This is a genomic window from Ensifer sp. NPDC090286, assembly GCF_044769565.1.
In the GTDB taxonomy this organism is placed as follows: domain Bacteria; phylum Pseudomonadota; class Alphaproteobacteria; order Rhizobiales; family Rhizobiaceae; genus Ensifer.
The window spans coordinates 739,035-765,223 of the sequence record NZ_JBIVYF010000001.1; the positions used below are offsets into that span (position 1 = coordinate 739,035).

At 63.9% G+C, this 26,189-nt stretch carries 23 protein-coding genes and 2 pseudogenes; 15 read left to right on the plus strand and 10 right to left on the minus strand.

What is annotated here, in order from left to right; all coding sequences use genetic code 11:
* Positions 1-45: 45 nt before the first annotated feature.
* A complete protein-coding gene (locus ACIQUG_RS03675; protein WP_402317499.1) occupies positions 46-3,438 on the minus strand; it encodes a DUF3971 domain-containing protein in 3,393 nt (1,130 codons plus the stop codon).
* Positions 3,439-3,564: 126 nt separating this feature from the next.
* On the opposite strand from ACIQUG_RS03675, the gene ACIQUG_RS03680 reads away from it, so the two are divergent.
* From ACIQUG_RS03680 to ACIQUG_RS03705, 6 genes are all read left to right on the plus strand, one after another.
* Entirely contained in the window at positions 3,565-3,792 is a 228-nt protein-coding gene (locus ACIQUG_RS03680; RefSeq protein WP_402317502.1) for a hypothetical protein, read from the plus strand.
* A 55-nt stretch (positions 3,793-3,847) separates the two neighbouring features.
* Positions 3,848-4,315, plus strand: coding sequence for a peroxiredoxin (locus tag ACIQUG_RS03685; RefSeq protein WP_402317505.1), 468 nt, complete (start codon positions 3,848-3,850; stop codon positions 4,313-4,315).
* Positions 4,316-4,323: 8 nt separating this feature from the next.
* Positions 4,324-5,151 carry a ferritin-like domain-containing protein gene (locus tag ACIQUG_RS03690; protein ID WP_402317508.1) on the plus strand — a complete coding sequence of 276 codons (828 nt, stop codon included), beginning with the start codon at positions 4,324-4,326 and terminating at the stop codon, positions 5,149-5,151.
* 104 nt (positions 5,152-5,255) lie between these two features.
* The gene (locus ACIQUG_RS03695; protein ID WP_402317511.1) at positions 5,256-6,590 is read left to right on the plus strand and encodes a M23 family metallopeptidase; all 1,335 of its coding nucleotides are present in this window, start codon (positions 5,256-5,258) and stop codon (positions 6,588-6,590) included.
* 185 nt (positions 6,591-6,775) lie between these two features.
* Positions 6,776-8,284: a DEAD/DEAH box helicase gene (locus ACIQUG_RS03700; protein WP_043614459.1), complete on the plus strand. Its 1,509-nt coding sequence runs from the start codon at positions 6,776-6,778 to the stop codon at positions 8,282-8,284.
* 9 nt (positions 8,285-8,293) lie between these two features.
* On the plus strand, positions 8,294-8,725 hold the full coding sequence (locus tag ACIQUG_RS03705) for an NUDIX domain-containing protein (protein ID WP_402317515.1): 432 nt from the start codon (positions 8,294-8,296) through the stop codon (positions 8,723-8,725).
* 107 nt (positions 8,726-8,832) lie between these two features.
* Here the strand turns inward: ACIQUG_RS03705 and ACIQUG_RS03710 are convergent.
* The 8 genes and pseudogenes from ACIQUG_RS03710 to ACIQUG_RS03745 form a co-directional block, all read right to left on the minus strand.
* Positions 8,833-9,573 (minus strand): annotated as a pseudogene (locus ACIQUG_RS03710) (alpha/beta hydrolase family protein).
* A gap of 90 nt (positions 9,574-9,663) precedes the next feature.
* The gene (locus tag ACIQUG_RS03715) at positions 9,664-9,981 is read right to left on the minus strand and encodes a TfoX/Sxy family protein (protein ID WP_192446200.1); all 318 of its coding nucleotides are present in this window, start codon (positions 9,979-9,981) and stop codon (positions 9,664-9,666) included.
* Positions 9,974-11,602, minus strand: a complete 1,629-nt coding sequence (locus tag ACIQUG_RS03720) for an NTP transferase domain-containing protein (protein WP_402317519.1) — start codon at positions 11,600-11,602, stop codon at positions 9,974-9,976. The genes ACIQUG_RS03715 and ACIQUG_RS03720 overlap by 8 nt, the downstream gene beginning before the upstream one ends.
* Complete coding sequence (locus ACIQUG_RS03725; RefSeq protein ID WP_402317522.1) at positions 11,599-12,300, minus strand: XdhC family protein; 702 nt, start codon at positions 12,298-12,300, stop codon at positions 11,599-11,601. Before ACIQUG_RS03725 ends, ACIQUG_RS03720 begins: the two co-directional genes overlap by 4 nt.
* Positions 12,301-12,302: 2 nt before the next feature.
* Complete coding sequence (locus ACIQUG_RS03730; RefSeq protein WP_402317525.1) at positions 12,303-12,635, minus strand: XdhC family protein; 333 nt, start codon at positions 12,633-12,635, stop codon at positions 12,303-12,305.
* 47 nt (positions 12,636-12,682) lie between these two features.
* Positions 12,683-13,939 carry a VWA domain-containing protein gene (locus tag ACIQUG_RS03735; RefSeq protein WP_402317527.1) on the minus strand — a complete coding sequence of 419 codons (1,257 nt, stop codon included), beginning with the start codon at positions 13,937-13,939 and terminating at the stop codon, positions 12,683-12,685.
* A complete protein-coding gene (locus tag ACIQUG_RS03740) occupies positions 13,939-14,868 on the minus strand; it encodes a MoxR family ATPase (protein ID WP_043614478.1) in 930 nt (309 codons plus the stop codon). Before ACIQUG_RS03740 ends, ACIQUG_RS03735 begins: the two co-directional genes overlap by 1 nt.
* A 124-nt stretch (positions 14,869-14,992) precedes the next feature.
* Positions 14,993-15,519 (minus strand): annotated as a pseudogene (locus ACIQUG_RS03745) (flavin reductase family protein).
* A gap of 261 nt (positions 15,520-15,780) precedes the next feature.
* Here ACIQUG_RS03745 and ACIQUG_RS03750 point away from each other — a divergent pair.
* The 7 genes from ACIQUG_RS03750 to ACIQUG_RS03780 all read left to right on the plus strand — a co-directional run bounded on the left by ACIQUG_RS03750 (position 15,781) and on the right by ACIQUG_RS03780 (position 21,751).
* Positions 15,781-16,872 carry a branched-chain amino acid ABC transporter substrate-binding protein gene (locus tag ACIQUG_RS03750; RefSeq protein ID WP_192446206.1) on the plus strand — a complete coding sequence of 364 codons (1,092 nt, stop codon included), beginning with the start codon at positions 15,781-15,783 and terminating at the stop codon, positions 16,870-16,872.
* Positions 16,869-17,876: a P1 family peptidase gene (locus ACIQUG_RS03755; RefSeq protein ID WP_402317532.1), complete on the plus strand. Its 1,008-nt coding sequence runs from the start codon at positions 16,869-16,871 to the stop codon at positions 17,874-17,876. Before ACIQUG_RS03750 ends, ACIQUG_RS03755 begins: the two co-directional genes overlap by 4 nt.
* A gap of 76 nt (positions 17,877-17,952) precedes the next feature.
* Positions 17,953-18,630 (plus strand): ribulose-phosphate 3-epimerase, encoded by a 678-nt coding sequence (rpe, locus tag ACIQUG_RS03760; RefSeq protein ID WP_043614490.1) that lies wholly within the window; start codon positions 17,953-17,955, stop codon positions 18,628-18,630.
* Positions 18,627-19,370, plus strand: a complete 744-nt coding sequence (locus ACIQUG_RS03765) for a DUF2259 domain-containing protein (RefSeq protein ID WP_402317536.1) — start codon at positions 18,627-18,629, stop codon at positions 19,368-19,370. Before rpe ends, ACIQUG_RS03765 begins: the two co-directional genes overlap by 4 nt.
* Positions 19,367-19,927 (plus strand): hypothetical protein, encoded by a 561-nt coding sequence (locus ACIQUG_RS03770; RefSeq protein WP_402317539.1) that lies wholly within the window; start codon positions 19,367-19,369, stop codon positions 19,925-19,927. The genes ACIQUG_RS03765 and ACIQUG_RS03770 overlap by 4 nt, the downstream gene beginning before the upstream one ends.
* A 63-nt stretch (positions 19,928-19,990) precedes the next feature.
* Positions 19,991-21,292, plus strand: a complete 1,302-nt coding sequence (purB, locus tag ACIQUG_RS03775; protein ID WP_060585098.1) for an adenylosuccinate lyase — start codon at positions 19,991-19,993, stop codon at positions 21,290-21,292.
* A 153-nt stretch (positions 21,293-21,445) separates the two neighbouring features.
* Positions 21,446-21,751 (plus strand): PilZ domain-containing protein, encoded by a 306-nt coding sequence (locus tag ACIQUG_RS03780; RefSeq protein WP_402317543.1) that lies wholly within the window; start codon positions 21,446-21,448, stop codon positions 21,749-21,751.
* Positions 21,752-21,848: 97 nt separating this feature from the next.
* Here ACIQUG_RS03780 and ACIQUG_RS03785 read toward each other — a convergent pair whose 3' ends face one another.
* Positions 21,849-22,664, minus strand: a complete 816-nt coding sequence (locus tag ACIQUG_RS03785; protein ID WP_402317546.1) for a DUF2189 domain-containing protein — start codon at positions 22,662-22,664, stop codon at positions 21,849-21,851.
* A 261-nt stretch (positions 22,665-22,925) separates the two neighbouring features.
* Here ACIQUG_RS03785 and ACIQUG_RS03790 point away from each other — a divergent pair, with 261 nt between their 5' ends.
* Together ACIQUG_RS03790 and ACIQUG_RS03795 are read left to right on the plus strand one after the other, a co-directional pair.
* Positions 22,926-23,480: an alpha/beta hydrolase gene (locus tag ACIQUG_RS03790; RefSeq protein WP_043614501.1), complete on the plus strand. Its 555-nt coding sequence runs from the start codon at positions 22,926-22,928 to the stop codon at positions 23,478-23,480.
* Positions 23,481-23,658: 178 nt separating this feature from the next.
* Entirely contained in the window at positions 23,659-26,181 is a 2,523-nt protein-coding gene (locus ACIQUG_RS03795; protein ID WP_402317549.1) for an EAL domain-containing protein, read from the plus strand.
* The last annotated feature ends 8 nt before the right edge of the window (positions 26,182-26,189 follow it).

The window sequence follows — 26,189 nt, forward strand, 5'->3', positions numbered from 1 at the left end:
GGATACGCACAACGAGACAAAGGCCGGCCCTCGCGCCGGCCTTTTTCATTGGAACTCGAAGATGCTGCGGAAGACACCCGGTGCGATGATCGACAGGGGGTTGATCGTCAGCTTCGGCTGGTTGAACGGGCCGTTGAGCTTGAAAGTGATGCCGAGCAGGCCACGGTCACGACCATTGCCGAGCAACACGCCGATCAATGGCAGTTCGCCGAAGATGCGGTTGAGCCCATAGGCCGGCATGAAGGTGCCGGTCATGTCCATGATGCCGTTGTTGTCGCGCACCGTTCCCTGGAAGGTCGCGCCGACATCGGTCCCGCGCAGTACGCCGCCATCGACGCGGATCGCGCCGCGGTCGAGCGCCAGTTGCGCGAAGCCGCGTTCGAAGCGGGCCGAGCTCACGTCGATGTCGCGCCGCACGGCCTGGTTCAGGCTTCGGCCGTCGGCACCGGTTGGCGTCGATACCATCGATTGCAGGCGCTGCTCGCCGACAAGCTGGAACTTGCGGATATCGACGCTGCCGCGCCACGAACGGCCGCCGCGATCGCGTAGCTTGAGATTGAGCAGGCCGCCGCGCATGTTCTGGTAGATGTCGGCAAACCGGGCCAGCGCGCCGGCATCGCCCGTGGTCAGTTCCAGCGTGTTGTCGGCGCCGGCCTTGGCGAGCCGGGCAACCAGCGCCTGGCCGCTGCTCGTGACAGCCGAGAGGTTGACGTCCTCGATCTGGCGTCCGCGTTCGCCGTAGACGAGATTGACGTTCGACAGCGATTCACCGTTGAAGCCGGTGACACGGCCAAGCTGGGCCTTGACGGTTATGTCGTCGCCACCACCCTGGTTCTGGTCGCTTCCGGTCTTCAATTGCGCCAGGATCGGCCTGATATCGGCTGCAGCTCCAGAAAGCGACGCCGTGTAGCCGCCCCTGTTGCGGTCGACGGAGACCTTGAAGTCGTCACCCTGCGCCAAGCGGACATTGTCGAGATCCGCAGAGAGAAGACCGCCATCGTCGATCTGCAGTTTGCCGCGCGCACCGAAGCCGTCGCCGGCAAGCGCGAAATTGCTGATCGTTGCGATCTTGCCGTCCATCGAGGACGTGAACTGCGCCTCGGCCGGGATCCCGACGCCCTTGCTCCAGCCGATCCAGGGAAGTGAGAGCTGGGCTTTCGTGAGGTCGATCTCTGCCGTCTGCCGGCTCGCCTCGTCGATTGCAACGTCAATCGTGATCGGCCCGGAAACGATCCGAGAAAGGCCCGGTATCAGTTTCTGCCAGACACCCTGCTCCAGCGAGCCCGAAATCTCGCGCGAGCGCTTGACGGTCGAACCGGAATCGACCGGTTCCGTCAGCGCGACCTTGACCTTAGCGCCTTCGATGCGGGCATCCGCATCGAGGACCGCCTGCTGATTGTCGACCCGGAATGTGCCGACGAGATCCTCCACGGCGCGCCCGAACATGGCCTTCTGGACGGTGACCTTATCGAGCTGCATCTGTACCTGGTAGAGCGGCTTCGGCGGCTTCTGATCCGAGATGAGGCCGAAACGGGCACCGACGACAGCCGTTAAGGGGCCGCTGAAATCTTCCGGCAGCAGGGGGGTCTTTTGCAGCGCCTGGATCGGCTTGTAGCTGACGAGTTCGGCGATCGCATCGGCGTTGCCGCCGACCTCGATCTTCATCTCGGCCATCAGCGGTTTCGTATAGACGTCGGGAAGGATGAAGTCGCCGCCGTTGAGCGCGACCGAGCGTCCCGACGGGAAGAAGGCGGTCCCCTTCTCGATCTCCGCCGTCATGCGCTGGCCGCTCAGCTTGAACTTGCCTGAGGTGTCGCGCAGCGGCGGTATCTCGCCGGTAATGTTGATGCGCGTGTCGTCGATGTCGAAATTGATATTGAGCTCCTGCTCGTCGAGCTTGAGCTCGCCTTCGTTGTTGGCGATCCGGCCCTCGGCGACCGACACTTCGATACGGGCATTGGTGACCGTGCCGCCGAAGAGGTTGGCGATCGCCCAGCGGCGCGCGCCCTTGGCGAGCCACCACGGCCACAATTGCTTGACGGCGGTCGCCTCCATGCGATCGCTGACAGAAGCGAAGCTGATCTGTGGCGAGGTCTTGCCGAAGGCGACGGAAAGCGAGCCGAACATCGAACCGAGCGGGGTCGACACGGCAAGCTGGTCGAAGATCAGTTGGCGCTTGTCCGACACGAAGCGGCCATTTGCCTTGGCATCGAATATCAGCGGCGCGTCGGCGACGTCTTCCGGGGCGGAGCTTGCATTCTTGAGCAGGAGGTCAATGGCAAACCCGGTATCCGTTGCGCCGGCAATCTTGTCGAGGTCGATGATCGCCCCAGTGAACGGAAAGGTCGAACGGCCGATCTTGACCGACGACGGCAGGATTTCGACGGACGAGCGCTCGAAGTCATAGGCGACGTCCATTTGCGAGGCATTGAGGGTCGAGATGAGGTTGCCTGCGTGGAACTCGCCCTTGGACGTGCGCACCGTGACGCGCAGATCCGGTTTCGCACCGCCGGCGGCCCGCGTCGCGTTCAGCGACAGCCCGGCCGACGCGACGACGCCGAAGGGCGGCTCCGAACCAACCTTGCCATGGTAGAAGAAGGGCGCGAGCGGCAGATTGGTGATCGACGCCTCGAAGCCGGTCATGTGTCCCTTGTCGCCAAGGGCGTCGGCGCTGAGATCGACCTCCACCCCATCGACGGTGACGCTGCCCTTGACGCTCATCGACCCGCCGGAATCGCGGTTGAACTCGAGCGCCTTGGCGACGACGGGCACGATGCGATCGCGGGAGCCGATGACGGAGAAACTGAAATCCGAGAGCGTGACCTTCTGGCTGCCGCGGCCAGCCGCCATCTGCGACATGCGATCGACGTGCGAGAAGATTGCTTCGAGCGCATCGCCGACGTCGGCAATGCGGATCCTGGTCAGATCGAGCGGCTCGCCGCGCGGCAGCAACCCGGTATCGAAGTCGCCGCCTTCCGCCTCAAGATTGGAGACGGCGATGCGGCCGGTCATCAGCGCCAGCGGGTCGAGCGCGATCGAGATCGCACGCAGCTTGGCAACCGGCTGGCCGGAGGAGGCTTCGCTGAGCGACACTTCGCGGGCCCTGAGCGCAATCGCGCCGCCTGCGGTCATGCGCACGACGGTGCTGCCGACCTCGGCGCGATAGCTGTCGCCGAGTGCTGCATTGAGTGCGGTGCGGGCGCGCGCATTGAGCGTGCTGTCCATCATCCCGCTTTCGATGACGACGATGAGGATTGCCGCGATGGAAAGCGCGAGCAGCGATATCAGCAGTGCGATCTTGGCGCAGACGCGCGCGGCTCTGTTCTTGCGCGGCGCGTGCACGATCATGGGTTCGTGCGCCTGCGCTGAAGGCAACGCATGCAACGCGACGATGTCTTTCTTGCGAAAGCCGACTTTTTCGCCGCGGATCTCACTCATCAGCGCGGACGTCCTCCGTTCGATACGAGCTTCGTCGCCACCCTTCGTCTCTCACGTACGGGGCGACCACTTCTCGCTTCTGTAGACCACATGTCATCGTGCCGAGTCACCAAGGGACGCGGGACCATGCTGTGGACAGCGACCACCTGCGATGGAATTCGCGCGCGCAGGCGACTGCAACGTTTCGTAGCGGCCCATGCCGTCCGAAACCTGTCGAATCTAGCACAAATGCGCTGGACGGCGGTCGACGATTTTCGCTATGCCCAAGAGCATCGCGTGCCCTTTGGCGCGCAAATGTCGCTCGACTACCTTGAGCACTGCACGTTTTGCCCGCTGGTCGGCAAAGACCAATGAAAACATGCAGTAGTGCGCGATTGTCTGCAAAACTTGGCGGAAGGAAGGTTTAATCATGGCAAGACCCGCTCCCGGAGATGTCGCTCCCGACTTCACCCTGCCGCGTGACGGCGGCGGTACGGTTTCGCTCTCGGCCCTGCGCGGCCGTCCGGTCGTTCTGTTCTTCTATCCGAAGGACGACACGCAGGCCTGCACGCTCGAGGCGATCTCGTTTTCGCAACTGGCCGACGAATTCGCCGCAGCCGGCATCGCTCTGATCGGGCTTTCGCCCGATTCGGTGAAGAAGCACGACCGGTTCGCCAAGAAGCACAACCTGACGGTGCCGCTTGCCGCCGACGAGGAGAAGGCAGTGGTCGAAACCTATGGCGTCTGGGTCGAGAAGACGATGTACGGGCGCAAATATATGGGCGTCGAGCGCAGCACCTTCCTGATCGGCGCCGACGGTGTCGTCGTCAAGGTCTGGGAGAAGGTGAAGGTGGACGGCCACGCCCGCGAGGTCCTCGACGCCGCAAAGGCGATCTGAGGGCGCCGATGAGCGAGTTGCCCATATTTCACAGCCTGCGGGGCGGCGCCGTCGAAGCGATCCGCGCCGCGGACCTCGAGATCAAGACGGCGCTTGCGCAGGAAGCGGCGCGTCGCTGGCAGCGCCGCACGCTGTCGCTGCGCTCGCCGCTCGACCGGCCGGTGCCGGTACGCCCGGGCCGGCCCGACAAACCGGTGCTGACGCCACCGACCCAGGTCAAGCGACGGTCTCTCGGTTCGCTCAAGGGCCGAATCGCTCTCCTCCACTCGATCGCCCATATCGAGTTGAACGCCGTCGATCTCGCCCTCGATATCGTCGCCCGCTTTGCGACCGAGCCGGTGCCCAATTCCTTCTTCGACGGCTGGATGCGCGTCGCCTTCGAAGAGGCGAAGCACTTCCGCATGGTCCGCCAGAGGCTGAACGACCTCGGCGCAGACTATGGCGACCTGCCCGCGCATGACGGCCTCTGGCAGGCGGCGCACGACACGCGCAACGACCTGACGGCGCGGCTTGCCGTGGTGCCGCTCATTCTCGAAGCGCGCGGTCTCGATGTGACGCCGGCGCTGCAGGCCAAGATGCGCGAAACCGGCGACTTCGAGAGCGCTGCCGTGCTCGACGTCATCTACGAGGACGAGAAGGGACATGTCGCCGTTGGCGCCAAATGGTTCCGTTTTCTCTGCGCCCGCGAGAAGAAGGACCCGGCGGCGACCTTCCAGGCGCTGGTGCGCGCCAATTTCCGCGGTCCCCTGAAAGCGCCGTTCAACGATATCGCCCGCGCCGAGGCCGGCCTGACGCCGTCCTTCTACCGCTCGATGACCGCTTCGACCAATCGATAGCGGCCATCACCTTCCCGCAATCTTGCTTACCGATTGTTAACCCTAACAAAGTGTAATGATCCCCAGGTGATGCGAGGCAACGCGCACATGGCGGGAGAGAACGGGTGTCTGGACATCAGGCAAATCGTACCTTTGGAAAACGCAAGCAGAATCACGTCCTGATCCTGGCCAGCGGCGACAAGGTCCGGCACATGACCGTGCGTCCGTGGATGGCGGCGATCGCCGTCTCCTTTGCCGGCGTCTGCAGCATCGGCTATCTCGCGGCCACCTCCTACCTGGTTTTGCGCGACGACCTGATCGGCGGCACGATTGCCCGCCAGGCGCGCATGCAGCACGAATACGAAGACCGGATCACGGCGCTACGCGCGCAGGTGGATCGGGTCACCAGCCGTCAGCTGCTTGACCAGCAGGTGGTGGAGGAAAAGGTCGAGAAGCTGCTGCGCCAGCAGATGGCGCTGACCTCGCGTAACGGGAAGCTCGGCGCCCTGGTCGAAAGAGCCGAAAATTCCGGTGTGACGACCGCAACCGACGCGCCCGCAGCCGTCGAGCCGCTTGCCTATGACAAGCGCGCCGACGCGAGCGGCAGCGGTGGTGTGAAGGCAATCGAGAAGCTGATGGGGCTGAGCGTTGCGCCGGTCGGTGCATCGGCCGTCCCTGCCCTCGCCTATGCGGCACCCGATGCCGGCGAATCAAGTTCCGACCGGGCTGACCGGATTTTTTCGAAAGTTACGCTCTCGCTGAAGGATGTCGAGCGCGAGCAGATGGCGCGGGTCCAGCAGCTGACGGACGGCGCGGCGAAGACGTCGGGTGCGATTCGCTCGATCGTCGGGCGCACCGGTGTCGACCTGCCCGCCGACGATGTCGCCGAGTTGATTCCGGCCAACGACATATCCGGCTCCGCCGAGACAGCGATCGGCGGTCCCTTCGTCGAGCCCGTGAACGATGACGATTTCGGCCGTTCGCTTGCAGCACTCGATACCGCGCTCCTGGAACTCGACCGCACGCGCGCCGAGGTTCGCAAGCTGCCCTTCGGCAATCCCTCGCCGGCCAGCGACATCACCAGCGATTTCGGCAACAGGCTTGATCCGTTTCTCGGGCGCCTCGCGCTGCATGCCGGCATCGACTTTCGCGCAACGGTCGGCACCCGCATCCGCTCGGCAGCGCCTGGAACGGTGACCAATGCGGGGCTGACCGGCGGCTATGGAAACATGGTCGAAATCGACCACGGCAATGGTGTGGCGACGCGCTACGCGCATCTTTCGACAGTGCTGGTAAAGGCCGGCGATCAGGTGAAGGCTGGCGAAGTCATTGCCAAGTCCGGCAACACCGGGCGCTCCACCGGGCCGCACCTCCACTATGAAATCCGGCTGAACGGCGAGGCCGTCGATCCCATGCGGTTTCTGGATGCGAGCACCAAGCTTGCGAGCTATATGAACTGACGCTGCCGCGCGGTTCTGCTTGACAAGAAATGCGACAGATTCGCCACTATTTACCTTTTACTGCTTCAACGTGCTGGATTTCTTGACTTTCAGCGGCGTTCAGCTTAAGAGCGCGGCCACGTGCTTGTGCGTTTTCCATCGATCGATCAGTGTTCTATTGAACCGGAACGGAAACAGATTTCCCTTTGACCAATTTTGCTGACCTTGGCCTGAGCCAAAAAGTTCTCTCCGCTGTCACCGATGCGGGCTACACAATCCCGACCCCGATCCAGGCTGGCGCCATCCCGCCGGCGCTGCAGCGTCGTGACATTCTGGGCATTGCCCAGACGGGTACCGGCAAGACCGCTTCGTTCGTGCTGCCGATGCTGACGCTGCTCGAAAAGGGCCGCGCCCGTGCGCGTATGCCGCGTACGCTCATCCTGGAGCCGACGCGCGAACTCGCTGCACAGGTCGCAGAGAACTTCGACAAGTATGGCAAGAACCACAAGCTCAACATCGCGCTTCTGATTGGCGGCGTGTCCTTCGACGAGCAGGACCGCAAGCTTGAGCGTGGCGCTGACGTGTTGATCTGCACGCCCGGCCGCCTGCTCGACCACTTCGAGCGCGGCAAGCTCTTGATGACCGGCGTAGAAATCCTGGTGATCGACGAAGCCGACCGCATGCTCGACATGGGCTTCATTCCCGATATCGAGCGGATCGCCAAGCTGATCCCGTTCACGCGCCAGACGCTGTTCTTCTCGGCGACCATGCCGCCGGAAATTCAGAAGCTGGCCGATCGCTTCCTGCAGAACCCGGAGCGCGTCGAAGTCGCCCGCCCGTCTTCGACGGCGCAGACCGTAACGCAGCGCTTCGTCGCAGCGCACGCCAAGGACTACGAAAAGCGCGCAGTGCTGCGCGACCTGATTCGTGCCCAGGACGAGTTGAAGAACGCGATCATCTTCTGCAACCGCAAGAAGGACGTCGCCGACCTCTTCCGTTCGCTCGACCGTCACGGCTTCTCCGTCGGCGCTCTGCATGGCGACATGGACCAGCGTTCGCGCATGACGATGCTGGCCAACTTCAAGGACGGCAACATCAAGCTGCTCGTCGCCTCGGACGTTGCTGCTCGCGGTCTCGACATCCCGGATGTCAGCCACGTCTTCAACTTCGACGTTCCGATCCACGCGGAAGACTACGTCCACCGCATCGGCCGCACCGGCCGTGCCGGTCGCTCGGGCGCTTCCTTCACGCTGGTGACCAAGCGCGACACGAAATTCTCCGACGCCATTGAAAAGCTGATCGGCCAGAAGGTCGAATGGCTGAACGGCGACCTTTCCAATCTGCCTGAGCCGATGGAAAGCCACGACACCGGCCGCCGCGAACGCGGTCGTGACGGCCGCAAGGACCGGAAAAAAGATGGGGATCGCGGCTCGAGGGGCCGATCCGATCATAAATCCGATACCGTGCGCGCCGATAGTGAAGCCGAAATTGAAACAGTCGTGGAAAGGGCGGAATCGGTGAAACCGGCACGCAGCGCAGAGAACAAGCAGGCACAGAACAATCGTGGTGATCGTCCGGTGCGTGCATCGAACCCTGCCAACGACGACAATCGCGACCGCCGCAACCGCCACCGCCGCGACTATGACGATGGCCCGACGCCGGTCGGTTTCGGCGACGAAATCCCCGCCTTCATGCTGATTGCCGGCAAGGCCTGATCCGAACGGATGGGCCAGCCAGGCGTCGATTTTCCGGGCTTCGGCTGCGGACTTGTCATCGTGCGCGATGGCAAGATTCTGCTTTACAGGCGCTTGAAGGCGCCTGAGGCCGGTTACTGGAACATCGTCGGCGGCAAGGTCGACCACATGGAGCGGTCGGAAGCTGCGGCCCGACGCGAGGCCGAAGAAGAAAGCGGCCTCAAGATCCGGTCGAGCGAATTCCTCTGCCTGAGCGAACAGGTGATCGAAGCCGATCGCCAGCACTGGATCTCGATGATCTATGTGACCCGGGATTTCTCCGGCGAGCCGCAACTCGTCGAACCGGACAAGCTTTCCGAATTCGGCTGGTTCCGCCTCGACGCCCTGCCCCAACCGCTGTCGCGTTTTACCGCCGACGCTGCTGAAGCCTTGCGCAAGCAGGAACACGGCGTCGCCGCATAGCTTGGCGGCGACTGGCCAGATCGCTGCTGGCGTTTATCGCGCCCGTCTCATTCCGCAATTTTTCGGGTGCCGCTGTCGGAGGAACAACCGTCTTCCGAACGCAATGCCTAGTGGCGTGTGGCGCCGGAAGTGAAAATCCTCTGCAGAAACGGGCCGAGCACCCGTTGTGATTCGTCACGCGGGATACGGTGCCCGCAGTCGACGGGCACGCCGGCGTCGGACAAGGCTTCGTAAAACGCCTCTGCCTGGGAAACTGACGCGCGGTCATCATGCCGTCCGTGCAAAAGCAGGATCTCCGACCTGATATTACCAACATGATGCAAGGCGGAGCGTGCCTTGAAGGCTTCGCTGTAAAGCCCGGCCTCAAGTTCTATCGCTTTCCGGATACCCATGGGAGCGTTGTCGAAAACGCTTTTGAGATCATAGACACCACTTGCCAGAACGACGGCACGAAGGTCGGCTAGCTCAGCAGCGACCATAGCCGCAGCGACCGCGCCGCGGCTGTTTCCATAGAGAACAATCCGGTCCGGATCGATTGCCGGTAGCTCGCGTAGAAATCGGAGCGCAGCTATGACAGCTAGCTGCGTTCGGGGGCCACAGAAATCCGCAGGCCCGTCCGAGGCGCCGAACCCTGGCTGGGAAACCGCCGCCGTCACAATGTCCAATCGGGACGAAAGCTGCGTGAGAGCGCCGCTGTCGACAAATTCGCTTGCGCCGAGACGACGTCCGCCCTAGTTGCCATGGACAAGCAGAAGCGCACCCGTTGGCGCGGTTGCGATGGCAGACGCCTGGAACAGTTCAACGGCTGTTCCATCACCTTGCTGGATCATGTGTCGTGTGACTGGCATCGCTGAACCCACTCGACGTCACCGAGGCGCGCGGATGGGCGGCGCGGTGATCTGTATTTCATCTGAGGTGCCGCGCATAAGTTGGGCGACCTACTTCCGGGAGCGCCGCGCTGCCTCATAGGCAAGCCGCACCCAGCGCGCCATCTCGTCCGGATCGTCGAATGCGTCGTCCGGAATGCTCCAATAGGGCATCTTCACCGGCTTTCCCTTGCCGTCATAAGCCCATTGCCGCGAACCGGCTGCCTCCAGCGCAGGCGCTGTTTGTTCGTCGCCCTTGAGCAGGATTTCGCCGTCGACCTCAAGCGCGAAGATCACGCCCTGGCAATAGATGCCCTTGCCGCCGAACATCCGCTTGATGGTCACCGGCCCGAGGACTTCGAACATCTCTTCGATTGCGGCATTATCCACGCGTCTGTTCCTCCAGGATACCGCCAGCGGCGACGATCTGTTCCGGCGTATCGAGATCGAGGCGCGCCGCGGCGCCGAGTTCGAGATCGATGACCGGCAGGCCGCTCTTTTCGATGATGTGCCTTGCGCCAACGTCCCCGAGCAACTGCCTGATCGCCGAAAATGTCTGGCGCGGCAGGATCACCGGATTGCCGCGCTGCCCGCCGGCGGTCGCCCGGATGATTGAACGGCCGCCCTCGGCGACGAAACGCTCGATCATCCGGCGCAGGTCGTCGCCGGTAATCCTGGGCATGTCCGCCAACATGACCAGCATGCCGGCCGCCTGCGTCCCGATTGCCGAAAGCCCCGCCGTCAGCGAGGAGGCCATGCCCGAGATGTAGTCGGGGTTGGAGACGAACGTCACCGGCAGCCCTTGTAGCGCGTGGCGGATGTCGGCCTCGCGGTGGCCGGTCACAACGCTGACCCTGCCCGGCGCGGCCTTGAGCGCAGCTTCGACGCTGCGGCGCACCAGCGGCACGCCGTCGAAGGTGGCGAGAAGTTTGTGGCCGCCGTCCGCGCCCATTCGGCTGGCCCGGCCGGCGGCCAGAACGACGACAGAAACCGAGAGCAATGACAACTCCGTTGCAGTATCGCGCGGCTGCGGCCGGGTCGGGATTTCGCTCAGGAGACCGCCGACCCCAAGGCCGGTAATATCATCGAAGCTCGGCCACTCGCCGGCAAGGATACGGCCGAGGATCCAGTCGAAGCCGTTCTCGCGCGGACTGCGGGCGCAGCCGGGCGCACCGATGACCGGCGTCTCGCCGACCCGGCCGAGAACGAGAAGATTGCCGGGATCAACAGGCATTCCGACGTGATCGACCACGCCTCCGGCTCGCCGAATTGCCGCGGGAATGACGTCGTCGGGATCGGCAACCGCTGACGCGCCGAAGACGACCAGCAGGTCGTGCGTTTCTCGCATTTCGGCAATCGCCGTCGCCACGGCGGCCTCGCTGTGCGCGACGCGCCGTTCTGTGAGGAGTTCGCTTCCGGCCTGTCGCAGCCGCGCCGCCAGGATGGCATGTGTCTTGTCCATCACCTGCGGTTTGAGGTTCGGCAACTCCGTTGCTATCAATGCCGTGCGCCGCGCCGCGAACGGCTTGACCTCGAAGGGGCGATGGTCGCGCAGCAGCCTTTCCGCCTGCTCGACGAAGGCGCCGGCGACCGCAAGCGGGATGATCTTGATCGTCGCGACCATATCGCCGGGCTGCACCGGCACATGGTCGGCGAGACAGGCGAAGGTGATGGACGGATCTATGCGGTTCAACCGATCGACGACTTCGCGGCTCGCAACAAAGAGACCGGCGACCTCGGAATAGACATTGACGCGCCCGGTCGCAGCCTGCGAAAACCGGAGATGATCGGGGGCGATGGCCGCGGCAATGCGCGTGGCCGCCTCGTCTTCCGGGAAATCGCCGGCATCAAGCCGCGCGACCACAACCGCATCGACGCCGGCAGCGATCAAAGCGGCGATGTCGGCGGCCGTGAGCCGATGGCCCTTCGGAAGCCTGAGATCGCCGGCCTTCACCGCATGCGCGAGCATGGCGCCCTCTGCCTCCGCGACCTTGAACGGCCCGAACCTCATGCTCCACTCCCCGCGGCGCCAACGTCACGCCGTCGCAGCGCCTCGATGATTTCAGCGAGGATCGCAACCGCGATTTCGGCCGGACTTGCTGCGCCGATGTCAAGACCGATCGGCGCTCGGATGCGAGCCATGTCGGCATCGGCGACCCCCGCATGCCGCAGCCTTTCGATCCGCGCGGCGTGGGTCTTGCGGCTGCCGAGCGCACCCACATAGAAGCAACCGGCCGACAATGCCGCCCGGATCGGTCCGTCGTCGATCTTCGGGTCGTGCGTCACGGCGGCAAGGGCCGTGAAGCGGTCGAGCGGTCTGAGTTTCAGGGCGTCCTCCGGCCATTCGGCGATGAGGTCGACACCGGCAAAACGTTCCGGCGTGGCGAAGGCCGTGCGCGGATCGATGATGGTCATGTCGAAGCCGGCAACGGGTGCAAGCTGCGCCAGGGCCTGTGAAATGTGCACTGCGCCGATGACGAGGATGCGCGGCGGCGGCAGATAGACATTGAGGAAGAAGGCGCCCTGCCCGGTCTCGACGATACCGGCCCGGCCGGATTGCAGCGCACGGGCAACGGCCTCGCGCCAGGGTTCGGGACAGTCGTCGCCTTCGAGGTGGACGCGGACATCGCCGGCAAGATCGCTGACGGTGACGGCGGCGCGGCGGGCCGCGCGCGCAAGGTTGAGTTTTTCCAGGATCGCCCGTTCCATTGTCAGCCGTTTACCCGCTCCACGAGGATCCGGATCCTGCCGCCGCAGGAAAGCCCGACGCGCCAGGCGGTCTCATCCGCGACGCCGAATTCGAGTATTTTCGCAGTACCCGAGACGATCACGTCGGTTGCCTCGGTGATGACGGCGCCCTCGACGCACCCACCCGAAACCGAGCCCTGAAAATTGCCGTCTCCATCGATCACCAGATGGCTGCCGACCGGCCGTGGTGCCGAGCCCCAGGTCTCGATCACCGTTGCGATCGCCACCCGGCGTCCCTCCTTCAGCCAGGCCTCGGCGATGTCGAGCGGATCGAGAACATTGACTGCCTGCCCCATGCTTGCCACCTCCAATCAATACCGTTCATCCGGTCATCTTGGCCCAGTCATCTTGGTTCGATGAACCGCCGCGGATCCGCCTGGCGGGAGCCCTGCCCGGAAAGCGCCTTCACCAGTTCGCCAATCGATTCAAGATTGTGCACGGCCCGGAATTCGTCAACATGCGGCAGCATCGCGCGCACACCGCGCGCCCGCGCTTCGAAGCCGTCGAAGCGCAGCAGCGGGTTGAGCCAGATCAGCCGCCGGCAGGATCGGTGCAGGCGATCGATCTCGATTTCGAGATCGGCCACGTCGTCGCGCTCCAGACCGTCGGTGATCAGAAGCACGATCGCGCCCTGCCCGAGCACGCGCCGCGACCAGCGTCGGTTGAACTCATGCAAGGTCTCGCCGATGCGCGTGCCGCCGGACCAGTCCTTGACCGCAGTGACGCAATCGTCGATCGCAGTGTCCGGATCGCGATTGCGCAATTGGCGCGAGACATTGGTCAGCCGGGTTCCGAAGAGGAAGGTGTGCACACGCCGCCGCTCCTCGGTCAGCGCATGCAGAAAGTGCAGAAAGATGCGAGTGTACTGGCTCATCGAGCCGGAGATGTCGGCGAGCACGACGAGCGGCGGGTGGACGACGCGCCGCTCCCGAAACCGCGGAAGGATCAGTTCGCCGCCGAAGCGCATGGCATCGCGCATGGTCGCGCGCGGGTCGATGCGGATCTGCCGCTTCGAGGCGCGGAAGCGCCGCGTGACGACGCGGTCCATCGGCAGCGTCAGGGCCGAGAGCGCGCGTTTGGCCTCGGCAAGTTCGGCAGCGTTCATCTGCGCGAAATCGGCCCGACGCAGAAGCTCGCGACCGGAAACCGTGAAACGGGCATCGACCTCGATCTCCGGCTCGTCGCGTGGCGGTCGATCGGCCTCGTGCCCGGAAAGCAGCGCGTCGCTGACGCGGGTTTCGCCTGCCCGGCGCTGCTGCCGCTCGCTCTCGCGTTCCGGCGCCAGCGGCGACATCATCGCGATCATCTTTTCGACGAGACCGCGCGACCGCCAGAACAGGCGAAACGCCTCGTCGAAGACCGGCTGGTCTTCGTGACGCTTGACGAAGACGCATTGCAATGCGGCGTAGAACGCGTCCCGTCCGCCGATCCCGATCAACGCCACCGCATCGATGGCGTCGGCGATGGCGCCTGGCCCGATCTTGATGCCGGCGCGGCGGAGCGCGCGCGCGAAGAAGACGATGTTGTCGGCAAGCCGTCCGTCGCCTACCGCGATTGGTGGGGGAACATCGTTCCTGTGCTGCTCCCGCGCCTCCGTCATCAGTTTGCCGCCAGCAATTCCGCCTTGACCTCGGAGAGCAGCTTTCGCCCCTCTGCCCCCTCTATCCTGGCGATGTCGTCCTGGTATTTCAGCAGCGTTCCGAGCGTGTCGGCAATCGTCTCCGGATCGAGTGCCAGCCGGTCAAGTTCCGTCAGCGCCGTTGCCCAGTCGATGGTTTCGGCAACGCCCGGGTTCTTGAAGAGGTCGATCGTGCGCAGCCGCTGCACATAGGCGATGACTTCTCGTGACAGGGTAGCGTTGCAGCCGGGAACCTTGCGGCGAATGATCTCCAATTCCTGCGCCGCCTTGGGATAATCGACCCAATGATAGAGGCAGCGGCGCTTCAGCGCGTCATGGATCTCGCGGGTGCGATTGGTGGTGATGATGACGACAGGCGGTTCGTCCGCCCGGATCGTACCAAGTTCCGGAATTGTCACCTGGAAATCGGACAAAACTTCCAGCAGGAACGCCTCGAAGGCTTCATCTGTCCGGTCGAGCTCGTCGATCAGGAAAACGGGCGCACGTCCTCCGTTCGACGAAATCGCCTGCAAGACCGGGCGACGGATCAGGAAACGTTCGGAGAAGATGTCGCTTTCGACCCGCTTGCGATCGACCTTGCCGGATGCTTCCGACAGGCGGATTTCGAGCATCTGCGCTGGATAGTTCCATTCGTAGACGGCCGAGGCGACGTCGAGACCTTCATAGCATTGCAGCCGGATCAGTGGCCGGTCGAGCGCCTTGGCCAGTACCTTGGCGATCTCGGTCTTGCCGACGCCGGCTTCGCCTTCGAGAAAAAGCGGGCGCTTCATCCTGAGCGCAAGAAACAGCACCGTCGCCAGCGCCGTGCCGGCGAGATAATCATGCGCCTCCAGCAGTGCCATCGTCTCTTCGATGGACTGTGGCAGGCCCGTTGCCGCCTGTGTCGCCATGTCTCCTCCACCACGGCCCGAATCGATCGCTGGAAGCTGGAAGGGGATAAAATCCACCGGCGAGCTCAACGACTTAGAGCGATCTTCTCATGTTGCGATGAGCAGTCGATCGCTGAGTAAAAACTTATAGCGAGTGGTATCCGCGGTCCACATAAATGAGCGGCGGGCGGGACGAGCCGATCGAGACGTCGACGACTTCGCCAAAGAGCACCAGATGCGTGGCGATCGTCTTCACCTCGACCAGACGGCAATCGAAAGCGGCGGTGGCGTTGACGAGGATCGGCGCACCGGTCGTAAGCCGCGTCCACTGTCCGAGCGCGAAGCGCAGATCCATGTCGAGCTGATCGCGGCCGGAGAAGCCATGGGCCAGCGCCCGGTGCTCATCGCCGAGCAGGTTGAGCGCAAAGCTGTCGCTGCGGGTGAAGATCTCGTTGCGCGGATTGGCGCCGTTCAGGCAGACGAGAACCGTCGGCGGGCTATCGGAAACCGAGCAGGCCGCAGTCACGGTGACGCCGCGCCGCTCGCTGCCGTCAGCGGCGGTAATGATCTGCACGTGACCGGCCAGGCGGCTCATCGCGTCGCGATAACTGATAGGGTCCAGCCGGGTCTTCTCCAACACATCTTTCTCCGGGCGATGTCAGGCACATACATAGACGCTGTCGGAAAATATGAAACCCGCTGGAAGGAGATTCTTGCACATGTGCGACGTGGCCGTGACGCAGATTGAACCTTCTTCACCAGGAGCGACATCTTTTCCTTTGACGCCGCGGGGCACTTCCTTAAAACATGCGACAACGACCGTGCCTCGCGTCAGACGCGAGCGGCAACGGAAGAGGAAGCTGTGGTGGCTCGCCGTAAGATTTTGCCCCGGATCGGTTCGGACGGGAAAGCTTGCGGCGGCGGAGTAAGTGAATGCGTCGATCCATTGTCACCAGCCTTATCCTTGCCGGACTGGTGCAGGCAACGCCGGCTTGGGCGGCCGGTATCAAGGTGGCGGTCGTGGCGCCGGTGGAAGGCCCGTTCGCGCCGCTCGGCAAGCAGATTATCGACGGCGCAGGCTTCAAGGCGGGGGATCGCGGCAGCGAGATCGTCGTCATTCCCGAGACCTGCGATACCGCCGGCAACGAGGCGCTGACCAAGGCATTGCTTGCGGCAGGTGCCGAAGCCGCCGTCGGCTTTCTCTGCACCGAAAGCCTGGATGCGACGCTTCCGGCCCTGACAGAAGCGGGCTTGCCGGCAATCACCCTCAGCGTGCGCTCCGATATCCTGATGGAAGACGCGCTCAAGAACAAATGGCCGCTCTTCCGCCTCGCGCCGAGCGGCAATGCCGAGGCTGTGGCCATCGTCGATGCCATCGTCAACCGCTGGAAGGACAAGCCCATCGCGCTCGTCGACGACGGTACGATCCACAGCCGGGAGCTGGTCGAGGCGGTGCGCGCAGCGCTTGCCGAAATCGGCATGACACCGGTCTTCAGCGACACCTACCGCCCGGCGCAGGAGCAGCAGATCAACCTGGTGCGACGCCTGGTGAAAAGCGGCGCAACCCACGTCTTCACCGGCGGCGACCGGCAGGATACCGCGGTGATCGCCCGTGATGCCCTTGGCGAAGGCGCAAACCTCACCTTGCTTGGCGGCGACGCGTTGAACGCGGCCGATCTCACGGTTCCGCTTGCCGATGGCGTGCTTGCAGTAACGCTGCCGGATGCGGCGCAATCGCCGGAAGGCAAGCCCTTTGCCGACGAAATGCGCGCCGCTGGCATCGAGCCGGAAGGCTATGTGATGCCGGCCTTCGCGGTGATGGCGTTGCTGGAGGAAGCCAAGGATAGAGCAGCACAGGACGACAAGTCGTTGATCGAAGCGATCGCCGGCAAGGGGCCCTACCCGACCGTTCTCGGCCTCACCGCCTTCAACGCTGCGCACGAGCGTGCCGACAATCCCTACCGTTTGATGCAGTGGCAAGGCGGCCATTTCGTGCCTGCGGCCGCGGAAGGAGCCACGCCATGATGCGTCCCGGACCGCTGAACCTGATCACCGATGTCAAAGGTCTGACGGTCGGCAACGCCGAGGATCATCGCCTGAAATCGGGCGTCACCGCTGTTGTCTGCGACCCGCCGGCAACGGCCGCCGTCCAGGTTCTGGGTGGTGCGCCGGGTACCCGGGAAACCGACCTTCTCGACCCGCACAACACGGTGCAGACGGTCGATGCGCTCGTTCTTTCCGGCGGTTCGGCCTTCGGGCTTGACGCTGCGTCCGGTGCTCAGGCGGCACTCAGGGAAATGGGCCGCGGCTTCGCTGTCGGCCCGCACCGGATCCCGATCGTCCCGACGGCGATCCTATTCGACCTCATCAATGGTGGCGACAAGGATTGGGGCCGCTTTCCGCCCTACCGCGAACTCGGCTTCGAGGCCGTCGGGCGGGCTGGCGCGACATTTTCGACCGGTTCGGCAGGCGCCGGCACCGGTGCGCTGACCGCGGGCCTGAAGGGTGGGCTCGGTTCGGCGTCGACCGTCCTGCCGAACGGCATCACCATCGGCGCGCTTGTCGCCGTCAATGCGCTCGGATCCGCCACCGTCGGCGACACCGGGCATTTCTGGTCCGCGCCCTTCGAGCTGGATGACGAGTTCGGTGGGCTTGGCCTCCCCCACCCGATGCCGGCCGACGCGGCCGACATCCGCATCAAGTTCCGCGACCGCCAGGCGGCCGTCGCCAACACGACGATCGCGGTGATCGCGACGGATGCGGTGCTGACGAAGGCCGAAGCCAAGCGCCTGGCGATTGCCGCCCATGACGGCTTTGCCCGCGGGCTCTGGCCGGCGCACACGCCGCTCGACGGCGACCTGATCTTCGCGCTTGCGACCGGCGCCAGCGGCAAGACGCCGACGCTCGAGGATTTCATCGATCTCGGCGCGGTTGCCGCCTCGACCATGGCGCGCGCGATCGCCCGCGGGGTCCACGACGCGACGCCGGCGGAAAACGATCTCATGCCCTGCTGGTCGCAGCGTCGCTGACGCAGCTTTGATCGCAGGCATGTTGTTTGCGGGGCTCGGCGGTGCTATTCCCGCGGAAAACACGCTGGAGTGCGCCATGACCCACCCTATCCGCATTGCCCCGTCGATCCTGGCGGCCGATTTCTCCAAGCTCGGCCAGGAGGTTCGCGACGTCGTCGATGCCGGCGCGGACTGGATCCATCTCGATGTCATGGACGGTCATTTCGTGCCGAACATCACCTTCGGCCCCGATGTCATCAAGTCGCTGCGCCGCTACACCGATGCGACGTTCGACTGCCACCTGATGATTTCGCCCGCCGATCCCTTCCTCGAAGCCTTCGCCAAGGCCGGCTGCGATATCCTGACGGTGCACGCCGAAGCCGGTCCGCACCTGCATCGCTCGCTGCAGACCGTCCGTTCGCTCGGCAAGAAGGCGGGCGTGTCGCTCAATCCGGCAACGCCCGAAAGCGCCATCGAATACGTGCTCGATGAGCTTGACCTGATCCTCGTCATGACCGTCAATCCGGGCTTCGGCGGGCAGAAGTTCATCGACGCCACCGCGGAAAAGATCCGTCGTATCAAGGCGATGATCGGCGATCGGCCGATCGAGATCGAAGTCGATGGCGGCATTGCGCCTGAGACGGCAGCCATTGCCACCGGCGCTGGCGCCAATGTTCTTGTTGCCGGCTCGGCGATCTTCAAGGGCGGCTCGGTCGAGGCCTATCGCTCAGCAATCGAAGCGATCCGTGCGCCGGCTGAGAAGGCCTATCGATGACAGCACGCGCGGCAATTTCCGGTCTTTGTTGCCTGGCTGCGGCCGCCGCTGCATCGCCGGCCCTTGCTGGCGACTATGCCGCACTGCAGCCGATCGGCTTCTCGGCCGACGGCAATGTCTTTGCCTTCGAGGAATATGGCGTCCAGGACGGCTCCGGCTTTCCCTATTCGACCATCTATGTGATCGACACGCGCAATGACAGTTTCCTGCCGGGTGCGCCGGTGCGCGCTGTCAGCCGCGAAGACGGCAGCCCGCTGTCGAGGGCGCGCCACGAAGCCCGGCGTCGGGCGGCTCCCTTGATCGATGCCTACCGCCTGGCCGATGCGCCCGGGCTGCTCGCGGCCTTCAACCCGATCACGGAAGCCAACGCCAAGCCGCTCTCGCTGACCTACGATGCCTTTGCAGCCGATCAAGCGTTTCGCGAGACCTATACGGTTACGCTCGAGGAAAAGACCTTCGAGCCGGACGGCATCTGCAAGGACTTCCTGAAGGAAACCAAGGGTTTCCGTCTGTCGATGACGATGAAGGCGGGCGCGCCGGCAAGCGACGTGCTTCAGGATGACAGCCGCATACCGGAAAGCCGCCGTTGCCCCACCGGCTATCAGGTCGGCGGCGCCATCACCCACCGCAACGACGACGGTTCGGAAACCCATGTGATCATGGTGCTCGTCAAGTCGCTCGGCTTTGAAGGCACGACGGACGGGCGCTGGATCGCGATCCCGACGCGGATCGCCAAATGAACGAGGCGGCCGCCAGCGTCGAAGCGAAAGCGGGGCGTGCGGCGGCCGGTGCCCGGAAACGGACCCGCCTCGCCCGGTCCGTGCCGAGCCTTCCGCTGTTGCTCTTCGGCGCCCCCTTGTGGAGCGCGTCGATGACGCTGTCGGCGTGGTTTGCGCTGTGGTTGCGGGAACGGGACGCGACCTTCCATCTGGCCGAACTGCTCTGGGTCTTCGGGGCCGGCGCTATGCTCGCCTGGCCGCCGGCGCTGTTTCTCGCCCGCTTCGCGGCGATCGGACGGCGCGTGGAAACGCGTTTCGCGGCCTATCTCTTCTTCCTCTCGCTCGGCACGATCGGGATGACGGCACTGCTTTTCGCGCTCGACTACCGCGAGTTCTATGCACAGTGGCACGCCCCGATCGGAACCACGACCTGGCTCTTCCAGTTCGCCTTTACGACGCTGATCGCCTTCTACCAGTTTCTGGTCATGGGCCTTCGCCTCTATTTGCCGGTCGGCGGTGTTATACTGTTCGCCGTCTGCCTGTGGCTGGCAAGCGATCGCCATGAGCAACGGCGTTGAGCTTCGCGGCTATCTTTGCTAGAGGCACGGCCATCCCTCCACTGACGACGAAAGCTTAAGCCCATGATCCCCCGTTACTCCCGACCGGAAATGGTGGCCATCTGGTCGCCGGAAACCAAGTTCCGCATCTGGTTCGAGATCGAGGCCCACGCCTGCGATGCGCTTGCCGAAATCGGCGTGATCCCGAAGGATGCCGCGCGCACGATCTGGGAAAAGGGCGGCGCTGCCACTTTCGACGTCGCTCGCATCGACGAGATCGAGGCCGTCACCAAGCATGACGTGATTGCGTTCCTGACGCATCTTGCCGAATTCGTCGGCCCCGACAGCCGCTTTATCCATCAGGGCATGACCTCGTCCGACGTGCTGGACACCTGCTTCAACGTCCAGTTGGTGCGCGCAACCGACCTGCTTCTCGCCGATCTCGACAAGCTGCTCGAAGCCCTGAAGCGCCGCGCCTTCGAGCACAAGGACACGGTGACGATCGGCCGTTCGCACGGCATCCACGCCGAGCCGACCACCTTTGGCGTCAAGCTGGCGCTCGCCTATGCCGAGTTCGACCGTTGCAAGCAGCGGCTGCTCGCCGCGCGCGAAGAAGTCGCCACCTGCGCGATCTCGGGCGCCGTCGGCACCTTCGCCAACATCGACCCGCGCGTTGAAGAACACGTCGCCGAGGCACTTGGCCTGAAGCCGGAACCGGTTTCGACGCAGGTCATCCCGCGCGACCGTCACGCCATGTACTTCGCAACTCTCGGCGTCATCGCCTCGTCGATCGAGCGCCTGGCGACGGAAGTCCGTCATCTGCAGCGCACCGAAGTGCTCGAAGCGGAGGAGTACTTCTCGCCGGGCCAGAAGGGCTCGTCGGCCATGCCGCACAAGCGGAACCCGGTCCTGACCGAAAACCTCACGGGCCTTGCCCGCATGGTTCGCGCCTTCTCCATTCCCGCCATGGAAAACGTTGCGCTCTGGCATGAGCGCGACATCTCACACTCCTCGGTCGAGCGCATGATCGGCCCGGATGCGACGGTGACGCTCGACTTCGCGCTCGCTCGTCTGACCAGCGTTATCGACAAGCTGCTCGTCTACCCCGAGAACATGATCAACAACATGAACAAGTTCCGAGGGCTCGTGCATTCGCAGCGCGTGCTTTTGGCGCTGACGCAGGCCGGCGTGTCGCGTGAGGATGCCTATCGCCTCGTGCAGCGCAACGCCATGAAGGTCTGGGAACAGGGCAAGGACTTCCTCGAGGAACTGCTGGCCGATGCTGAAGTCCGTGCGGCGCTTTCCGAAGAAGACATCCGCGAGAAGTTCGATCTCGGCTACCACACCAAGCACGTCGACACGATCTTCAAGCGCGTCTTCGGCTAAGGTTCCGCGCTGAGCGGTCGGCCGTAGGCCCTTGGTTTTGTTGCCATGCCCGCATTTGGAGCACACAGCTCGAATGCGGGCATTTGCGTTAGCAGGAAATTCACGCATCGCGTGCAAAGCTCAGGATCTGTCAATCCAGGTTCTGAGGATCACATGGCCTACAAGGACAGTGTCGAGCGGGCGACGCAGCGCACGCAAACGAAAATTACAGGTACGGTGACCGTCAAGTCCGGCTCCAGCAGCGGCGTCGTCAAGGACCTCTCAGCCGAGGGCATCTGCTTTCAGCTGCTCTTCGACATCGGCGCCAAGACGGGACAGGAAGTGACGATCAGAAGCGAGGAGCTCGGCTTCCTGACCGGCATGGTCCGCTGGTATCGCGGCGACAAGATCGGCATCAAGCTCAACCTGTCGTCCAACACGGCGGCGCAGATCTCATCCTATTACAAGCACTTTCGCTAGGCCGGGCATCTCGGTAAGCACGCCAAAGGCGCCGCAAGTCGATCGACATGCGGCGCTTTTTTTGTTGAACGGTTATCCTGCCTTCGGTTGTCAGCGATCAGTGCGACCGCGCGCGGGGACCGGGTTCCACCATCTTGCGATAGAGGTGCCAGGTGGCGTGTCCGAAGATCGGCATGATGACGGAGAGGCCGACGAAGACCGGGATCGAGCCGATGACCAGACCGGCAGCGATGATGAAACCCCAGACGGCGACGGGCACCGGGTTGACGAGCGTTGCGCGAATGGACGTCTCGACCGCCGACACGGCGCCGACGTCACGATCGATCAGCAACGGGAACGACACGACGGATGTCGACAGAACGATGACGGCGAAGACGAAGCCGACGGCGTTGCCGACGAGGATCAGGTTCCAGCCCTGGTCAGTGCCGACGATACCGTTCCAGAAGGCCGCGATCGAATCCGGTGGTTCTGCCCCGAAGATCTGCACATAGAGCGCCTGGGCGACCAGCAGCCAGATGATGAAGACAACGAACAGCATGGCGGCGACGGCCATGATCGACGGCAGCGCCGGAGAGCGGTGCAGGCGAAGCGCGTGTGGCCAGGAGTAGTCCATGCCGAGTTCTCGCCGTCGGCTGATCTCGTAAAGGCCGATAGCGGCGACCGGGCCGATCAGCGCGAAGCCGGAAACAAGAGGATATAGCAGCGGCAGCATGTTGGCGCCGGCGCTCCAGGTGATCAGAACGACACCGGCTATCGGGTAGATCAGGCAAAGAAAGACGTAGTGCGATGGTTTCTCGCGAAAATCGTCAAAGCCCAAGCGTAAGGCGTCGAATACATCCGCGACGCCGATCTTTTTTATTCCGGGATGGGCGACACTCGCGTCCGCTCCCGACAGGACATGGAATGTTGTCATGGCTCACACTCCTCAACGAACCAGAGCGGCCACGGAACAGAGATACGGCGAACCAAGCCGCACCATCCGCGACCGTCCGTTCGATTATACAGAAAATGCGACCGCTGTCGCCTGCCGCCTCTCGCCACGTTAAGCAGTCGCCTGGAACGCGAAACATCGGGGCCGTCAGCCAGGCTCCCATCGGCGACGTCCAGGCCGTGGCGAACGGGTTGGACCGCAGGCCTTGACTTCCGCGCCTTTCAGCGCCACATCGCGGCCACCATGAAAGTTTCCGACGCCCATATCCTCATCGTTCCAGGTTACACCAACTCCGGACCGGAGCACTGGCAGACGCGCTGGGAGCGCAAGATGTCGACCGCACGCCGCGTCGAGCAGGCGGAATGGGCAAAGCCTGTCCGCGACGATTGGGTGGCGCGCATGGTCGACGAGGTCAATGCGTCGGAAAAGCCTGTTGTCATCGTCGCCCATTCGCTGGGCGTTGCGACGGCCATCCACGCCCTGCCCCATTTCAAGAAGCCGATTGCCGGTGCTTTCCTGGTGGCCCCGCCGGATGTTGCGAATCCGGCGATCCGTCCGAAGCATCTGATGACCTTCGGCCCCTATCCGCGCGATCCGCTTCCCTTTCCGTCCTTGATGGTCGCCAGCCGCAACGATCCCTTCGGTTCCTACGAGCATGCGGACGACATCGCCAACGCCTGGGGTTCGCTGCTCGTCGATGCCGGAGAATCCGGTCACATCAACACCGAGTCCGGCCATGGGCCGTGGCCGGAGGGCACGATGGTGTTTGCCCAGTTCCTAAGCCGGCTCAAACCCTGACGCGCCGCGGCGACCTGTTGCGGCCATATTAATCCGACGTTCATTGTCCGCGGTCATCATCGCCGGCACGACGCGACTCGTCTCATGATGGTGCCGAGCGCTGTCGAACCTTGATCTGCGCCCGCATTGACCGGATCCTTCCGTTTGGTCGCCCGGCCGCAGATACTGGACATGGGAAGTGGCCGTAAACGAACGTCTCACCAAAGGTGCGCAAAACGCACCGGCGCATCCGGATGCTCTGACGCAGGCCACCCTGGAACGGTTGCCGGCAGGCGCCGTCATTGTCGATGCGCACGGACGGATCCTGGCTGCCAACGCCCGCGCCTGCGACGTGTTCGGCCGCGCGCTTTCACAGTTGCGACACGCCTTTCTGAGCGACTTCGTTGCGGACGAGGATCGGCCGCGTGTGCCGCCGCGCGCAACGTCGGCGGTCGCCGAGACGATCCATTTCCTCGGCCCCGGCCGCTCCGCGCCGATGCTCGTTGCCTGTTCGCCGGTGCGGTTTGGCGATGAAGCCGCCTCGCTGCTGCTGATGTTGCCGGCCGACGATTTCGTCAACGAGATCGCCGGGTTGCGCAACGACGAGACCCGCTGGAAATATGCCCTCGACGGCGCGCTTGAGGGGGTATGGGATCACGACTTCGAAACCGGAGACCTGTTTTATTCGGCCACCTGGAGGCGGCTTCGCGGCCTGCCCGAGGACGCCCAGGTCGACGGTACGCTCGAAAACTGGATCCAGAACGTTCACCCCGACGACCATGCGCATGTGCGCGCGGCGATCGAGCGGCAGGATTCCGGCGAAGCGATCTTCAACACTTTCGAGTATCGAGAGCGCCACGCCGACGGTCACTGGATCTGGATCGAAAGCCGCGGCGCCTCCGTTGCCTACTGGCCGGACGGCAGGCCGAGCCGCATCATCGGGACGGATACCGACATCACCGCCCGCAAGGAAGCCGAGGCGCGGCTAGAGGAAGTTTCCCGCCGCCTGAGGCTGGCGCTCGGCGTGTCGAAGATCGGCGTGTTCGATTTCAATCTCGATGCGCTGCGCGACGACTGGGACGAGCGCATGTTCGAGATCTATGGGCTCGACCCCGCCGATGGCGCACCGACCTCCGAGGCCTGGGAAAACTGCCTGCACCCTGACGACCGCGACGCCGTCATTGCCAGAACCAATGAAGGCATCGCCTCAGGAAAGCCCTACGCCAACGCCTTCCGCATCGTGCGCCCGGACGGGTCCGTCCGCCACATCCGTTCCAATGCCGCGACCTATGTCGATCATCTCGGCACACGCAAGCTCATCGGCGCCAACTGGGACGTCACGGAAGACATTGCGCTGCAGGAAGAGTTGCGCCAGGCGAAGGCATCGGCCGAAGCGCGCAACCGTGAACTCGAGCAGGCCCGGATCCGGATCGAGTACAATGCACTGCACGATTACCTGACCGACCTGCCCAACCGTCGCTACCTGGATCAGATGCTGACGGAGAATGTCGCCGTCAACGCGATCCTGCATATCGATCTCGACCGCTTCAAGCAGATCAACGACACGCTCGGGCACCAGGCCGGCGACGCCATGCTGACACATGCCGCCGCGATCCTGCGCGCGCACGCCCGCCACGACGACTTCATCGCCCGCATCGGCGGTGACGAGTTCGTCATCCTCTGCCGCCGCGACCGCGACCTGCCGCAACTGACCGAGCTTGCCGAGCGCATCGTCCATGCCTTCCGCCGCCCTATCCCCTATGACGGCCAGCTCTGCCGCCTGGGCGCAAGCATCGGCATCGCCTTCAGGGGCGGCGAGGACTTCGACGCCAAACAACTGCTGATGAATGCCGACATCGCCCTCTATCGGGCAAAGAGCGTCGGGCGAGATCGCGTCGAGGTGTTTTCCGAGCTCATTCAAACCCAGATCCTCAATGCCAAGCGCATCGGCGACGACATTCGCCAGGCGATCGAGGAAGGCCAGTTCACGGTCTACTACCAGCCGCAGTTCCACGCACGCTCGCTGGAGATATCCGGCGTCGAGGCACTGGTGCGGTGGAACCATCCGGAGCGCGGCATTCTCGCCCCCTTCCATTTCCTGAAGGTGGCCGAGGAGATCAACGTCCTGCCGGCGATCGACCGGAAGGTGGTCGAGCTCGCCTATCGCGACTTTCAGTCCTGGCAGAAGGAAGGGCTCGGGGTTCCCAAGATCTCGGTCAACATGTCGTCGCCGCGGCTGCGCGATCCCGGGTTGATTGCCGATCTGCGCGACATGCGGATCCTGCCGGGCATCCTTTCCTTCGAGCTTCTGGAGTCGATCTTCCTCGATGACCCGGAAGACGAAATCGCCGAGACCATTTCGGCGCTCGGCGACCTCGGCATCGAAATCGAGATCGACGATTTCGGCACCGGCCATGCCTCGATCATCGGCCTGCTCAACCTCAATCCGGCCCGGCTCAAGATCGACAGGGCGCTCGTCGGCCCGATGACCGAAAGTGCCAAGCAGGCAAAGCTGGTGCGGGCGATCATCGACATCGGCCACTCGCTCAACATCGCGGTCGTGGGTGAAGGTGTGGAGACCTGGGAGCACGCGGCGATGCTGCGGGATCTCGGCTGCGACGTGCTGCAGGGCTACGCGCTTGCGCGGCCGATGGACCGGCTGGAGCTGGAGCAGCGCTTGCGCCGCGGGTGGAAGCCTGTGTTCGGCGGTCCGGACAAATAAAAACCGCC